General features: G+C 71.8%; 14 protein-coding genes. 5 read left to right on the top strand and 9 right to left on the bottom strand.

Annotation, left to right across the window (positions count from 1 at the left end):
- Nucleotides 1–125 precede the first annotated feature (125 nt).
- Nucleotides 126–1301, top strand: a complete 1176-nt coding sequence (locus ACSNN8_RS26865) for a 4-hydroxybenzoate 3-monooxygenase (RefSeq protein WP_436652343.1) — start codon at nt 126–128, stop codon at nt 1299–1301.
- A gap of 34 nt (nt 1302–1335) precedes the next feature.
- On the opposite strand, the gene ACSNN8_RS26860 is transcribed toward ACSNN8_RS26865, so the two are convergent.
- Entirely contained in the window at nt 1336–2016 is a 681-nt protein-coding gene (locus tag ACSNN8_RS26860) for a SprT-like domain-containing protein (protein ID WP_436652342.1), read from the bottom strand.
- Between the two features lie 68 nt (nt 2017–2084).
- Between ACSNN8_RS26860 and ACSNN8_RS26855 the strand changes: the two genes are divergently transcribed.
- Nucleotides 2085–3422 carry an MFS transporter gene (locus ACSNN8_RS26855; RefSeq protein WP_436652341.1) on the top strand — a complete coding sequence of 446 codons (1338 nt, stop codon included), beginning with the start codon at nt 2085–2087 and terminating at the stop codon, nt 3420–3422.
- Nucleotides 3423–3522: 100 nt separating this feature from the next.
- Here ACSNN8_RS26855 and ACSNN8_RS26850 read toward each other — a convergent pair whose 3' ends face one another.
- From ACSNN8_RS26850 to ACSNN8_RS26840, 3 genes are all read right to left on the bottom strand, one after another.
- Entirely contained in the window at nt 3523–4029 is a 507-nt protein-coding gene (locus ACSNN8_RS26850; protein WP_436652340.1) for an NUDIX domain-containing protein, read from the bottom strand.
- A gap of 159 nt (nt 4030–4188) precedes the next feature.
- A complete protein-coding gene (locus ACSNN8_RS26845) occupies nt 4189–4593 on the bottom strand; it encodes an NUDIX domain-containing protein (protein WP_436652339.1) in 405 nt (134 codons plus the stop codon).
- 318 nt (nt 4594–4911) lie between these two features.
- Entirely contained in the window at nt 4912–6174 is a 1263-nt protein-coding gene (locus tag ACSNN8_RS26840; RefSeq protein ID WP_436652338.1) for an SGNH/GDSL hydrolase family protein, read from the bottom strand.
- 308 nt (nt 6175–6482) lie between these two features.
- On the opposite strand from ACSNN8_RS26840, the gene ACSNN8_RS26835 reads away from it, so the two are divergent.
- Complete coding sequence (locus ACSNN8_RS26835) at nt 6483–7193, top strand: alpha/beta fold hydrolase (RefSeq protein ID WP_436652337.1); 711 nt, start codon at nt 6483–6485, stop codon at nt 7191–7193.
- Between the two features lie 2 nt (nt 7194–7195).
- Here ACSNN8_RS26835 and ACSNN8_RS26830 read toward each other — a convergent pair whose 3' ends face one another.
- Nucleotides 7196–9085, bottom strand: coding sequence for a caspase family protein (locus tag ACSNN8_RS26830; protein ID WP_436652336.1), 1890 nt, complete (start codon nt 9083–9085; stop codon nt 7196–7198).
- Nucleotides 9082–9450: a hypothetical protein gene (locus ACSNN8_RS26825; protein WP_436652335.1), complete on the bottom strand. Its 369-nt coding sequence runs from the start codon at nt 9448–9450 to the stop codon at nt 9082–9084. Before ACSNN8_RS26825 ends, ACSNN8_RS26830 begins: the two co-directional genes overlap by 4 nt.
- Before the next feature lie 170 nt (nt 9451–9620).
- On the opposite strand from ACSNN8_RS26825, the gene ACSNN8_RS26820 reads away from it, so the two are divergent.
- Nucleotides 9621–10214 (top strand): GrpB family protein, encoded by a 594-nt coding sequence (locus ACSNN8_RS26820; RefSeq protein WP_436652334.1) that lies wholly within the window; start codon nt 9621–9623, stop codon nt 10212–10214.
- Here the strand turns inward: ACSNN8_RS26820 and ACSNN8_RS26815 are convergent.
- Both ACSNN8_RS26815 and ACSNN8_RS26810 read right to left on the bottom strand, forming a co-directional pair.
- Complete coding sequence (locus ACSNN8_RS26815; protein ID WP_436652333.1) at nt 10189–10770, bottom strand: NIPSNAP family protein; 582 nt, start codon at nt 10768–10770, stop codon at nt 10189–10191. The genes ACSNN8_RS26820 and ACSNN8_RS26815 overlap by 26 nt on opposite strands.
- Before the next feature lie 294 nt (nt 10771–11064).
- Nucleotides 11065–12012 (bottom strand): zinc-binding alcohol dehydrogenase family protein, encoded by a 948-nt coding sequence (locus tag ACSNN8_RS26810; RefSeq protein WP_436652332.1) that lies wholly within the window; start codon nt 12010–12012, stop codon nt 11065–11067.
- 74 nt (nt 12013–12086) lie between these two features.
- On the opposite strand from ACSNN8_RS26810, the gene ACSNN8_RS26805 reads away from it, so the two are divergent.
- Nucleotides 12087–12452 (top strand): winged helix-turn-helix transcriptional regulator, encoded by a 366-nt coding sequence (locus tag ACSNN8_RS26805; protein ID WP_436652331.1) that lies wholly within the window; start codon nt 12087–12089, stop codon nt 12450–12452.
- Between the two features lie 28 nt (nt 12453–12480).
- On the opposite strand, the gene ACSNN8_RS26800 is transcribed toward ACSNN8_RS26805, so the two are convergent.
- Complete coding sequence (locus tag ACSNN8_RS26800) at nt 12481–13596, bottom strand: alpha/beta fold hydrolase (protein WP_436652330.1); 1116 nt, start codon at nt 13594–13596, stop codon at nt 12481–12483.
- Nucleotides 13597–13647 lie beyond the last annotated feature (51 nt).

The following is a 13647-nucleotide window of genomic DNA, read 5'->3' as shown; positions in this document are numbered from 1 at the left end:
CGCCGCCCGGCGACGGCGGCGGCTGGCTGTGGGCAAGGTGAATAGGGAGCAGCCGTACGTAAAGGCCTTTCCGCCCAGTGACAGGAGTTGTCCGGCGGGCCGCCGGAGAAACCTAGCTTGGCCGCATGCGGACTCAAGTGGCGATCGTGGGCGCCGGACCGGCCGGGCTGATGCTCTCTCACCTGCTGCACCTGCGCGGCGTCGAGTCGGTGGTGATCGATCTGCGCAGCCGGGCCGACATCGAGGAGACGATCAAGGCGGGGGTGCTGGAGCAGGGCACGGTCGACCTGATGACGCGGACGGGGCTGGGCGACCGGATGCAGCGGGACGGGTTCGTGCACCACGGCATCAACCTGGCCTTCAACGGCGGCATCCACCGGATCGACATGCACGACCTGACCGGTGGGCGGGCGGTGACGGTGTACGCGCAGCACGAGGTGCTCAAGGACCTGATCGCGGCGCGGCTGGCGGCCGGCGGCGACCTGCGGTTCGGGATCAGCGACACCGCCGTCGAGGGGCTCGACGGCGATCGGCCGGTCGTGCGGTTCACGCACGAGGGCCGCCGCGAGGAGATCGAGTGCGACTTCGTGGCCGGCTGCGACGGCTCCCGCACGTACACCCGGTTCCTGATCCCCGAGGGTGAGATCCGTACGGACTTCTTCCGCCAGTACCCGTTCGCCTGGTTCGGCATCCTGGCCGAGGCGCCGCCGTCGTCCGACGAGTTGATCTACGCGCATTCCGACCGCGGCTTCGCGCTGATCTCCACCCGCTCGCCCAGCGTGCAGCGGCTGTACTTCCAGTGCGACCCGGAGGCGAACCCCGACGACTGGTCCGAGGCGCAGATCTGGGACGAGATCCAGCAGCGGGTCGCCGGCGCGGGCGCCACGATCAAGACGGGGACGATCTTCCAGAAGGCGATCCTGCAGTTCCGCAGCTTCGTGTGCGAGCCCATGCAGTACGGGCGGCTCTTCCTCGCCGGCGACGCCGCGCACACCGTCCCGCCGACCGGCGCGAAGGGGCTCAACCTGGCCGTCGCCGACGTGCACGTGCTCGACCGCGCGCTCGGGGCGTTCTACGAGGCCAAGGACACCGGGCTGCTGGAGTCGTACAGCCGCACGGTGCTGCGGCGGGTGTGGCGAGCGCAGCACTTCTCGTGGTGGATGACCTCGATGCTGCACCGGTTCTCCGGCGCCACCGACTTCGACCTGCGGCGCCAGATCGCCGAGCTCGAGATGGTCACCGGCTCGTCGTCGGCCGCGCGGACGCTCGCCGAGAACTACGTCGGCCTTCCGCTCACCTAGGACAGCGATCACGACTTCGCCGGACGGCGGCGCGCTAGGCGGGCTCCACCGCCGCGAACGCGGCACTGAGCAGGCCCGCCTCCGTCTGCACCTGATAGCGGGAGCGGCCGCGCTTGACCACGACGCCGGTCAGGCCGTGGTACTTGCCCGGGCCGGTCAGCCGGATCCGGTCGCCGACCGCCACCCGCACGGGCGCGGGCGCCGGCGCGGCCGGGCCGGCGACCAGGCGGGCGAGCTCGCTGCGGTAGCGGGGGTGCATCGGCGCCGGGCGGCCCCCGTGCGTCCAGTTGTAGATCGCGGCCACGTCGAAGCGGGTGGAGCAGGACGGGCACGACCGCACCCGGACGGGCCGCCGGTGGGCCGTCATGCGGTGCCCGGCCGGGCACGTCCCCACCCACGCGCCCTCGGCTTTCGGCGCGTCGGCCGGCACGCAGCGGAGGCCGGAGCACCCGATGCGCCGCGCCGTCGCCCGCCACACCCGGTCGTGGCCGTGCCCGGGGCCGGTCAGGGCGTGGGCGATCTCGTGCAGGACCGTGTCGGTCACCTGCTCGGCGGAGTACAGCCCGGTCAGCACCCGGGACAGGCCGATCTCACGACGGTCGAAGCGGCACACCCCGGCGCGGGTGCGGGCGTTGTCGAACACCAACTGCCAGCCGGCGAGCCCGTGCCGCTGCATCAGAGCGGTGGCGAGCCGCCTCGCCTCGGTGAGATCCACGTACGGAGTGTGACACCGGCAACGGATCGATGGACCTCAAGGGTGCTTGAGGTCATACGGTGGACGCCATGGGCGTGCTGCGGGGTCATGTCGGGGTCTTCTACCAGTTGCTGGTCAACACGCTGCTCGTGTCGGTCACCAACTTCACCGTGTGGTTCGCGATCACGTTCTACACGTACCTGGAGACCCGCTCGGTGTTCGCCACGGGCGTCATCTCGGGCGTGTTCCTGGTGATGACGGCGCTGACCGGCATCTGGTTCGGCAGCCTGGTCGACCACCACGCCAAGCGGACGATGATGCAGGTCTCGGCCGGGATCTCCTTGCTGCTGTACGCGGTGGCGCTCACGGTCTACCAGCTCGCGCCGCGCGAGGACTTCCGCGACCCGGCGAGCGGGTGGCTCTGGACGCTGATCGTGCTGCTCATGGTCGGGGTGATCACCGGCAACATCCGGACGATCGCGCTGCCGGCCATGGTGACCGCGCTCATCGAGGAGGACACCCGCGACCGCGCGAACGGGCTGGTGGGCACCGCGTCGGGGGTGTCCTTCCTGGTCACCTCCGTGATCAGCGGGCTGCTGGTGGCGCTCGGCGGGATGTTCTGGGTGCTGGTCGCGGCGCTCGTCGTGCTGGCGCTGGCGCTGCTGCACCTGGCGCTCGTACGGGTGCCGCCGGGTAGGGCGTCGCAGGCCGCGGCGTCCGGGTCCGACCGCCGGGTCGACCTGCGGGGGACCGTACGGGTCATCGGGCAGGTCCCCGGGCTCCCCGCGCTGATCGTCTTCTCCGCGTTCAACAACCTGCTCGGCGGCGTCTTCATGGCGCTGCTCGACGCGTACGGCCTCTCGATGATGTCGGTGCAGGGCTGGGGTCTGCTGTGGGGGGTGCTCAGCACGGGCTTCATCGTCGGCGGCCTGCTGATCGCCCGTACCGGCCTCGGCGCGAACCCGGTGCGGTTGCTGCTGCTGGTCAACATCGCCGGCTGGACGGTGACGCTGCTCTTCCCGCTGCGCGACTCGGTCGTCTGGCTCGCGGTCGGGCTCTACGCGTACATGCTGATCGTTCCCTACGCCGAGGCCGCGGAGCAGACCATCCTGCAGAAGGTGGTCCCGTACGAGCGGCAGGGCCGGGTGTTCGGGTTCGCGCAGAGCGTCGAGCAGGCCGCGTCGCCGCTGACCGCGTTCCTCGTCTCGCCGCTCGCGCAGTTCGTGTTCATCCCGTTCATGACCGACGGCTCGGGCGCCCGCTGGATCGGCAGCTGGTTCGGCACCGGCGCCGCCCGCGGGCTCGCCCTGGTCTTCATCCTCACCGGCGTGATCGGCCTGATCGCCACCGCGGTCGCGCTGGGCAGCCGCCCCTATCGCCGACTGAGCGGCCGCTATCTCACCGCGCCGGAGGCCCACGTCGGCTGACCAGCACTGCCGCTGAGATGTCTCTGCGTCCAGAACTCCCGCCTTGCGTGGATCGGCGGACTCGAGTCGTATGCCTGCGATCTGCGCACCTGGAGATTTGCTAGAGGCCGAGTTGGGCCGGCCGATCCGGAATTCCCGCAGTGAGCAGCGCTGTCAAGGGGGTAGTGAGGTCGCGGGGTGAGAACAGCTCAGATCCCGCATGGTCGGCGATCTCCGAGAGCTGCCACCAGCGGAAGGCGCCCAAGTTCTCCTCGGCGGCGAGTTGGTCGTCCGTCAGGTCGCCGCGGGGCTGGAAGTTGTTCGCGCGGACAAGGAAGTAGTCGTTGATGATGCCGCCGGAGGCCTGCGGATGGTCGGCGGCCGAGACTTCCTGGTGCCAGATGTGCGGGGGATCGGCGGTGACCGCCAGACCGGTCTCCTCCCGCAGTTCCCGGCGCAGGGCCGTCAGCGGGTCCTCGCCGGGTTCTATGCCGCCACCTGGTGCCGCCCAGACTGCCTTCGCTTGTTCGGGTACCGCCGGGTGCGGAGAGTCGAACCGGCAGAGCAGAATGCGGTCGTCCTCATCCAGGATGATCGCGCGGACGGCATGTCGCAGGTCCGGCGTCATGGCACATCGGACGCGGTAGCGAGACTGATGATGATCGGCACCGCCGCACACTATCAACCAAGAGATCGAGCGATGACTCTGAAACGGGGGATCTCGGCTGAGACGATCGCTTGGACCGCGGCGCGGCCCGGATCCGACGAGGAGGCGACGCGTTGACGGTCAGGCGCGAGCGCCCCGCATGGCTTCCATCAACGCCGTGCGTACGGGTTCGTGGGCGAGCGGGGGCAACTCCTCCGGCCAGAACCAACGGATTTCGTCATGTTCATCGGGAGCGGTGTTTGTCGGTGTCCCTTCCCACCCGCTGACGATCCAGGCGTTCAAGCACACCGATTCCTCTGCGCGCCCTATCTCCAGCCGGCACAGGTGGATCGCCGAGCCTGTTGCTATCTGCACGCCTAGTTCCTCGTGTACCTCCCTCGCGAGCGCAGCCAACTCCGTCTCGCCTGAATCGATGTGCCCACCGGCCAGATCCCACACGTTCGGGTAGACACGTTTGTTCGGGCTTCGGTGGACGAGCAGGACTTGGCCTTCGCGAACCAGCGCTGCGGTGACGATCTCGGGCATGGGCGGGATTTTTGCACGGCCCTCCGACAAGAACGTCCGCAACTGCCACGATCCGCGCGCGTCTCCGGATGCCGGGTTGATCAGGCGGCGTGAGCGTTCCACGATCCACCGGCGGGGCAGCACCTTGAACCCGACCTGGAAAGGGGTCGGCCTGGCCCTTGCGGTTCTGTGCATCCCGACTTCGCCGCTGGGTCTTGTCGACCCGTGGCTCCGCTTGCGGATGGACCGCACGTCGTCGGCCCTCCAAGGCGCTCAGCGCGTCGATGTCGGCGCGGAGTGTGGCCCCGTCGACGCCGTGGCGAGCCACGGGTCAGGGGCTCAGGAGCGGAACAGCTCCAGGTCGACGGCGGCGGCGATGGCCTCCATGCCGGCGTCGTTGGGGTGCAGGTGGTCGCCGGAGTCGTAGCGGGCGTTGTAGCGGGTCGGGTCGGCGGTGTCGTGGGTGGCGGCGTCCAGGTCGATCACGGCGTCGCAGCCGCTGCCGTCGGCCTTGATGAAGTCGTTCACCGCGTCGCGGCCGGCCTCGCCCTGCTCGCTCCAGTAGTCGGTGCCCTCGTACGGGGTCAGCGTCGCGCAGAAAATCTTGATGCCGGCGTCGTGGCTGCGCTGGATGAGCTGCTGCAGCGCCGCGATCAGCTGCTCGCCGCTGGGCGGGTTGCCGTCGCCGAGGTCGTTGATCGCCGCGTCCGAGAACACCACCCACTTCACGCCGGTCTGGGCCAGCACGTCGCGGTCGAAGCGGTTGAGCGCGCTCTGGCCCGCGCCGTCCTTGGTGAGCTGGTTGCCGCTGATGCCCGCGTTGAGCACGCCCACGTTCCGGCCCGCCGCGATCAGCCGCCGCGCGAGCTGGTCGGGCCAGCGCCGGTTCTCGCCGAACGTGGAGTCGAACCCGTCGGTGATCGAGGCGCCGAGCGCGACGACCGCGCCCTCGGACTGCGGGTTCTGCACGTCGACGCCGGCCAGGAACGCGTAGTTGTCGAACGTCCGGGCGCCCGACAGCGACGCCTTGGCGGCCTGGTTGCCCGCGGCGACGTAGTTGTGCCGGTTCGCGAACGCGTGCTGGGTGGCCGAGCCGATGCGCTGCGGCACGTAGGCGCTGACCGCGACGTCGCCGCCGGCCGGGAGCGTGAAGTCGGCCGGGTCGCTGACGGCCGTCTGGCCGGCCGGGACGGTCACCGAGTCGTTGCCGCCGAACGTCACGTGTGCGTTCGTCGAGGCGTCCACAGTGCTGCCGTTCAGGTGCTGGGCCAGGTGGACGGCGCTGACCACCAGCGGGTCGCTGCCGAACTCGTTGGAGAGCCGCACCCGGACGACGTCGCCGCCGATGCTGGTGCGGATGATCTGCCGGACCGTCTGACGCTCGAACGCCGGGCCGCCGTTCTGCACGGCCACCGCCCAGGTGCCCGTCCAGGGCGTTCCGGTGGCGCTCGGCTGTGCGCTCGGCTGCGCGCTTGCCTGCCCGGTGGGGGAGGCCGTGACCGGCCCGTCGTCGTTGCCGCGCTGCACGAACACGACCACCGCGACGACGAGGACCGCCACCACTGCCGCGACCGTGATCGTCGTCTTCCTGGTCCAGTTCACCGCGCCCACGGTACTGGAGCCCCTCACCCCTTACGGTGACCCGTCGGCTGGGAGCTTCCTGACAGTGAGCGCGGCTCGTGCCGCACCTCACACCGCGGCGGACGGTTCCCGAGCGGGCCGCTGACCTGCGACGGGAACCGGCGCGGACGGCCTCGCCGGGCGGCGGCCGGACGGGCCGGATCGGGTGTTCGGCGGCGCCGGGTGAGCCGGTCGACGGGGACGCCGCGACCGGAAGGTCATCACCGGCGGCCGGGCCGCCCGGGCGATCGGTCCGGAAGTGCCACGGCGATCCGTGTGATGCTGAGCGCATGAGCGATCTGCGGGTGCTCGCCGGAGGCACGGGCGGGCCGACGATCCTGTTGCTGCACGGGCTCGGCGCGACCGCCGACGTCTGGAACGGGCTCACCCGGCTGCTGGACGGCACGTGGGCGGCGCCGGACCTGCCCGGGCACGGCGGCTCGGCGGCGCTGCAGTCGTACACGTTCGCCGGCCTGGCGGCGGCCGTCGCCGGCCTGATCGACCCGCGCGGCACGGTGATCGTCGGCCATTCGCTGGGCGGCGTCCTCGGCCTGCACCTCGCCGCTCGGCCCGGCGTGCGCCGCGTGGTGGGCGTCGGGATCAAGGTCCGGTGGACGGCCGAGGACCTCGCGAAGGCGGCCGCGCTCGCGCAGCGTCCGGCGCCGATCGTCGCGACGCGGGAGGAGGCGGCGCGGCGGCACCTGCGCGTGGCCGGCCTGGACGGGCTGACCGAGCAGGCGCCCGACGCCGCCGTGGTGCGGACCGCCGAGGGGTGGCGGCCCGCGTTCGACCAGCGTGCGTTCGCCGTCGGCGAGCCCGGTGTGGCCGCCCTGCTCGCCGCCGCGCCGGTGCCGGTCGTGCTGGCCCGCGGCGAGCACGACCCGATGGTCAGCGCCGCCCAGCTCGCCGAGCTGCCCGCCGAGCACGTCGACCTGCCCGGCCTGGGACACAACGCGCACGTCGAGCAGCCGTCCGCCGTCCTGCCCCTGCTGACCGGCTGACGCTACCCGCGGCGCGACCGGCGCAGGTCCAGCACGATCAGCAGGACGAGGACGGCGAGCGGAACCAGGAACATGAGGTTGGCCGCGATCGCCACCGCCACGGGGTCGCCGATCGGCTGTCCCTCCGCGTCCGTCCAGTCTCCCTGGACGGTGACGCCGATCGCGGCGATCTCCAACACGAGGAACAGACTCGCGGCCGTCCAGAGGACGGCCCGCAGCGCCCGCCGTCCGGCCTTCTTGCGCCGGACCCGCCGACGGGCTTCGGTGAGGTCGTCGATGGTCGCCTCGGCGAACGGCCTGCCCAGCGCCAGCCAGTCGGTGGGGTAAGCCATCCAGCCGGCGAACGTGGCGCGGTCGGCGGGGAACAGGTGACCCGCGGCCGCCCGGTCCCAGGTGGCTCGCATGCCGGCGCAGAAGCCGACCAGGTAGGACGCGGACGGGAAGAAGGTGGACGCGGTGGTGCCCGGCGGGGCGGCATGCCCCCCGGCGTGCTGGGCGACGCGGGGCAGCCAAGCGGGCACGTTGTCGGGGCGGCCGAGGTTCTGAGCCCAGTACTGACGCCACGGGGCCAGCCAGCGGACGACGTCGAACTGGCACACCGCCAGCCCGTCGAGCGCAGCCATCGGCACGACCCTCGCGACCCGTTCCCCGTCGCGCTCCCCGCTGCGCCGATCCTCCCGCGGGTCCGGGGGCATGGCGGGCGCCGGACCGGGGGGCGGCGGCCCCGCGGGCGCGACCACGCCCGGAGCGGCGTCGACCGGCGGCGCGGGGCTCGTGATCACGGGCTCGGGTTCCGGCGGGTGCCGGCCGTGTGCCGCGTCGATCGCGGCCTGGATCGCGTCCCGGAGCCGGGCCATGTCGTCGTTGGCGGGCTTGCCGAAGTCGAGCGTGCTGTGCTGCGACGCCACCGCCGGCGCGTTCCGCACCACCAGCTGGAGGAACCCCTGCTGCATCCGGGTCGCGGGCTTGACCACCACCCCGGACAGCCGGCTCACCTCGAACCGGTGCTCACCCTTCGGCCGGTTGGTGAGAGTGAGCCGGCCGATGACCACCGCCTCGCCGTCGAACGACACCCAGCCCTGGACGCCGTGGGCCAGCATCCGCGTGGGTCGCACGTCGGCGGCCTGCGGCGTCGTGGCCGGGGCGTCGGCGACCACCAGCACGCCCTCGCCGACGCCGAGGCGCCGCGGGCGCTGGGGCGACGGGCCGCTGACGACCTCCTCGTAGATGTGGTCGTAGAGCTCGTCCACCGTGACCCGGCCGTCCCGGTCACGGTCGGCCGCACCGGACGATATGCCGCTGATCAATGCGTCGGTGAAGTAGGACGGGCGGACGTCGGCCGCCTCGGCGTCCTCGAAGCTGGCCTCGGTGTCGCCGGACGCGGTGAGGACGGCGAGGCCCGTTCCGCGCGGCATGTCCTGCACGAGCGCCTCGACGTTCGGGCCGGCCGACCGGGCCTGCATGCCCTTGATGAACCCGCCGCTGAAACAGCAGTCGACGAGGATCAGCGTGGCCCGGGAGCGGCTGTTGTGCACGCATTCCCGCACCCATTCGGCGGACACGGCGGTCGATCCCAGAAGATCGCATTCCGTGTCGGTGAACGCGAAGTAGAGCCGGCCCTGCCGGTCCTGCACGCCGTGACACGAGAGGTACAGCAGGTTCATCGCGTCACCGAACGCGGCGTCCGCGAAGAAGCTCTCGATCTCCCGGCGGGCGCGCTGGCTGGAGCAGTCGACCTCGGTGGCCACCTCGTAGCGGCAGTGGTCGGGGTCGCGCAGCAACCGCGCCAGCTCCTCGACGTCCTTGCGCGGTGACCGCAGCCGGGCCAGCGACGGGTCGGCGAACGTGCTGCACCCGAGCAGCAGCGCCCGTCTCGGCGGGCCGCCGGTCACGGCTCGCGCTCGAGCCGGTGCAGGTAGGCCTTCACCAACTCGTCCCGCTGCTGCCGGGTCACCGGTCCCCGGAACCGCGTGCCGTCCACTTCGATCTCGACGTCCCTCGGCTGGCGGCTCAGCCAGGACGCGACCACCGCCATGAGGCCCTCCATCACGGTGGGGGCCAGCGTGACCACCAACGCGCCGACGGTGAGTGCCGTGCCGGACTTCGCGCCGGCCGGCGCCGCGTGCGCGGTGGCCGGCCGGACGTCGTCGACGTCGGTGTCGAGGATCGCGCGGCGCAGGTCGAAGGCCAGGTCCTGCACGCTTTCGGCATCGGCTCCGGGAACCACGACACGGACATCGATCTTCACTGGCTCCATGGACCACTCCGCCCGGCCGTTGATCGTTATCCGATGAATGTCACAAAGACCGTAGTCACTTCGTTCGCAGGACGCCTCATCCGGTCGGACGAACGAATGCGGATTATTGCCTGGTGTGTTCGCGGGCGGCTGGTTAGTCTGGCCGACTTCCTATTTTCCGGAGGTGGGGCATGAGCGGTTATCCGCGCGAGGTCGTGGAACGGTTCCTCGGTACGCCGGAGCAGAATGCGTCCGGCCTGGTGGGGGAGCGGCCGAAACGCTGGGCGCACATCGTGATCGCGGAGCACGACTCGGCCTGGGCCGGACGGTACGAGGCCGCGCGCGCCGCGATCGAAGGGGCGCTGGGGGACGCGGTGCTGGGCATCGAGCACGTGGGGTCGACGTCGGTGCCGGGGCTGGCGGCCAAGCCCATCGTGGACATCGACCTGCTCGTCGGCGACACGGCGGACGAGTCGCGGTTCGTGCCGGCGCTGGAGGCGATCGGGTACCGGCTGGTGCTGCGGGAGCCGTGGTGGCACGGGCACCGCATGCTGGTCGGCGGTGACGAGGACATCAACCTGCACGTGTGGCCGCGGGGCGCGCCGGAACCCGTCCGGCACCGGCTCTTCCGGGACTGGCTGCGCGCGCACCCGGAGGACCGCGAGCTCTACGAGGCCGAGAAGAGGCGGCTGGCGGCCGAGGCGGGCGACTACAACCTGGCCAAGTGCGACGTCATCGACCAGATCTTCGCGCGCATCTTCAGCGCAGGCGGGAGCGGGCAGTAGGCGACAGCCGCAGCTGCTGCCCGCGGACGCCGGCGGCGGGGGTGAGCGGCGCGGGGCCGCGCGTGAACCAGACCAGCGCGTTCTCGCCCGTGCGGACGGGCAGGGCGGGGAAAGTGTTCTCGGCGTGCTCGGTCCGCAGGAAGCCGAACGCGTCCGGGCCGGTCGGGGGAAACGACGTGTTCTCGCCGAGCAGCACCGTGGCCGTGATCGGTCCGCCGCCGGGGCCGCCGGACGGGAAGCCGGGCCGGCCGGGAACGGGCCGCAGCAGCAGGACGTCGTCGCTGTCCAGCATGGTCGCGTTGGCGGCGGCGCTGTGGCGCTTCCAGACCGGGCCGCCGTAGAAGGCCTCGAGCGAGGCCTTGCGCGCCCGCATGTCGGGGAAGCTGCGCAGCCACACGAACCGGTCGGGGTCGTCGAGGTCGCGGAACTGGCCCACCACCGTCATCCCGGTGGCCTCCTGCGTCTCGACGAACTCGCGGTCGAACAGCTCGATCAGCTCGTCGCGCCGGCCGGGGCGCAGCGTGTACTGGCGCAGTTCCACCACGGTGTGGGTCATGCCGGGGCCTCCAAGGTGTGGCGCAGCACGTCGGCGATCGTGGTCTGCGCGAGCTCGCGGCGGACGGCCTGCTCGGGCCCCGCCGTAGGCGGCGTCGAGCACGGGGCGGATGCCGCGGCCGACGGGGCACTGCAGGTTGGGCTCGGTGGCGTGCAGGGCGAACAGCCGCGCCGGCTCCACCGCCGCGTACACGTCGAGCATCGTGATGCCGGACGGCGGCCGGGCCAGGCGCCATAATGCAACAGCTTTGGTTACAGCCGCGTCCGCGTCAAGGCGCGACGGCCCGCGAGCGGGTCAGAAGCCGACGAGGACGGTCTTGCCGATCGCCGAGCCGGATTCCTGCAAGGCGTGCGCCTCGCGCAGCGTGGCGGCGTTGATGCCGTCGATGCGCCTCGTCAGCGTGGTGTGCAGGACGCCCTTGTCGACCAGGCCGGCGACCCGGTCGAGGATCTCGTGCTGGGCGGTGCTCTCCGGGTCGTACAGGGCCCGGGTGAACATCAGCTCCCAGTGCCAGGCGATGCTCTTGGACTTGAGGGCGACCAGGTCGAGGCCCTCCGGCTCGTCGATGGCGACGACGGCGCCGTACGGGCGCAGGATGCGGGCGAACGTGGCGACCATGCCGGCCGAGTGCGGGCTGAAGACGTAGTCGACGCCGTCGGGCAGCGCGTCGTGGGCCACGACCTCGTGGGCGCCGCGGTCCAGCACGTACTGCCGGGACTCGGGCCGTGAGGCGGTGCCGACGATCTCGAGCCCGGTGAGCTGCCGGGCCATCTGCACGAGGATCGAGCCGACGCCGCCCGCGGCGCCGAGCACGAGCAGGCGGCCGGTGCTGCCGGCGGTCAGGCGCAGGCGGTCGAACAGCGACTCCCACGCGGTCAGCGCGGTCAGCGGCAGCGCGGCGGCCGCGGCGAAGTCGAGCGACGCCGGCTTGCGGGCGACGATCCGCTCGTCGACCAGGTGCAGCTCGGCGTTGGTGCCGGGGCGATCGATCGACCCGGCGTACCAGACCTCGTCGCCCGGCCGGAACAGCGTCACGGCGGCGCCGACCCGCTCGACGACGCCCGCCGCGTCGTAGCCCAGGATCCGCGAGGCGCCACTGGCGCGGACCTTGACGTCGACCGGGTTGACCGAGACCGCGCGCACCCGCACGAGCAGGTCGTGCTCGCCGGGCTCGGGCACCGGCACCTCGATGTCGACCAGGGTGTTGTCGCGGGCGGTGATCGCGTGCATCAGGTTGCTCATGGCCGCGACGGTATTTCGGTGACCCTAGTTACCGTCAACGGCCATTGGTTCCCTTCGGGTACTACGGTGGCCGCGTGACATGCGACCGCAAGCACGACGTGTACGACGCCTCCTGCCCGTGCCGCCAGGTGCTGGATCTGCTGGCCAACAAGTGGAGCGCGCTCGCGCTGGGCGCGCTGGAGGACGGCCCGCGGCGCTTCGGCGCGCTGCGCGAGCGCCTCGACGGGGTCAGCCCCAAGGTGCTCACCGCCACACTGCGCCGCCTCGAGGATCAAGGGCTGGTCGACCGTACGGTCTATCCGAGCGTCCCGCTGCACGTCGAGTACGCGCTGACCGCGCTCGGCAAGGACGCCTGCGGCCCGCTCGCCGCCCTCCGCCACTGGGTCGTGGCGAACATCGACCGGTTCCCGGCGGAGGGCGGCGCGCGGTCGGCGCCGTAGCGACAGGCCCGCTGGTCGGCGGCCGCTGTCAGGCGAAGCGGGCCGCGATCCAGTTCGCCACCGTGGTGGTGCTCTGGAAGACCGCGCCGTCGTGGGTGGCGCCGTCCAGCTCGACGAACTCCACCGGCTGGCTGTACGCGCCGAGCTGGGTCAGCAGCGGGCCGGCGGTGATGACGTACGGCACCGCCTCGTCCGCGGTGCCCTGCACCAGCAGGATCGGCGCGGTCGACGGCTTCTGCGCCGGGTTCGCGTAGCGGGACAGCTTCGTGATCACCGACTGCGGCAGGGCGCCGCCGACCAGCAGCTGCTGGGCGGTCAGCGACTCGTACGCCTCGAGGATCTGGTAGAGGCAGCCGGTCTGCAGCACGCCCGTGCGCTGCCGGGCCGGCGGGGCGAGCAGCGTGACCGGGTTGACGGTCGGGTCCACGGCCTGCAGGCCGTACAGCGCCATCACCAGGTAGCCCTGCGCGGGCGTGCCGGGGATGAGCGGCGCGAACAGGTCGGCGTTGGACACCGGCGCGATGGCCGCGACGCCGCGCAGCGTGAGCGGGCCGTCGTAGGCGGCAGCCAGCTCATTGGCGAACAGCGCGCCCTGGCCGCCCTGCGAGTGGCCGTCGATCGCGTACTGGGTGCCGAGCGAGGCGTCGAGGTTGCGGGCCGCCTTCACGCTGTCGATCATGGAGCGGCCCTCGCTGGCGCCCACCAGGTACGGGTGGGGCAGCGCGGTGCCCAGGCCGGGGTAGTCGGGGGCGGTGACCGTCCAGCCGCGCGCCAGCAGCTCGGCGATCGCGGCGCGGGCCTCGGGCCAGAACACCGCCTGGCTCGTCGAGGGCGCGCACTGGTCGGCCAGCCCGGTGGTGCCGTGCCCCCACACGACGATCTTGTTGTTCTTGCCGGTCTTCGGCGTGAGGACCAGGCCCGTCGCGGTGACGACGACACCGTTCACGTTCGTCGAGACGTACGAGATCCGCTTGCCGTTCGCCAGTGGCGCCAATTCGGCCGGAAGGGCCGCCGCGGAACTGGAGAGAACCGCGCCGGACAGAAGCGCGGCGCGGGCCGGATTCCCCGACAGAAGGGCGGCGGAAAGGGCGACCACAATGGACAGCAAAGCCGCGGGAAGCTGCCTTCTCAGGGCAGGACTCATCGATTCTTCCTTTCGGGGAAGAGAAAAGGAGAGCAGGGAAAGGCGCCGGAC

This window comes from Actinoplanes sp. URMC 104, assembly GCF_051386375.1.
Taxonomy (GTDB): Bacteria; Actinomycetota; Actinomycetes; order Mycobacteriales; family Micromonosporaceae; genus Actinoplanes.
The sequence above is the reverse complement of the archived record's forward strand: the minus strand, read 5'-3'. Positions and strand labels throughout refer to the sequence as shown.

Excerpts from the sequence above, each read along its gene's own strand:
- ACSNN8_RS26810 (WP_436652332.1), bottom strand. The coding sequence starts at position 12,012 with ATGAGCAACCTGATGCACGCGATCACCGCCCGCGACAACACCCTGGTC.
- ACSNN8_RS26815 (WP_436652333.1), bottom strand. The coding sequence starts at position 10,770 with ATGACCCACACCGTGGTGGAACTGCGCCAGTACACGCTGCGCCCCGGC.
- ACSNN8_RS26845 (WP_436652339.1), bottom strand. The coding sequence starts at position 4,593 with ATGCCCGAGATCGTCACCGCAGCGCTGGTTCGCGAAGGCCAAGTCCTG.
- ACSNN8_RS26850 (WP_436652340.1), bottom strand. The coding sequence starts at position 4,029 with ATGACGCCGGACCTGCGACATGCCGTCCGCGCGATCATCCTGGATGAG.
- ACSNN8_RS26820 (WP_436652334.1), top strand. The coding sequence starts at position 9,621 with ATGAGCGGTTATCCGCGCGAGGTCGTGGAACGGTTCCTCGGTACGCCG.
- ACSNN8_RS26825 (WP_436652335.1), bottom strand. The coding sequence starts at position 9,450 with ATGGAGCCAGTGAAGATCGATGTCCGTGTCGTGGTTCCCGGAGCCGAT.
- ACSNN8_RS26800 (WP_436652330.1), bottom strand. The coding sequence starts at position 13,596 with ATGAGTCCTGCCCTGAGAAGGCAGCTTCCCGCGGCTTTGCTGTCCATT.
- ACSNN8_RS26835 (WP_436652337.1), top strand. The coding sequence starts at position 6,483 with ATGAGCGATCTGCGGGTGCTCGCCGGAGGCACGGGCGGGCCGACGATC.
- ACSNN8_RS26865 (WP_436652343.1), top strand. The coding sequence starts at position 126 with ATGCGGACTCAAGTGGCGATCGTGGGCGCCGGACCGGCCGGGCTGATG.
- ACSNN8_RS26855 (WP_436652341.1), top strand. The coding sequence starts at position 2,085 with ATGGGCGTGCTGCGGGGTCATGTCGGGGTCTTCTACCAGTTGCTGGTC.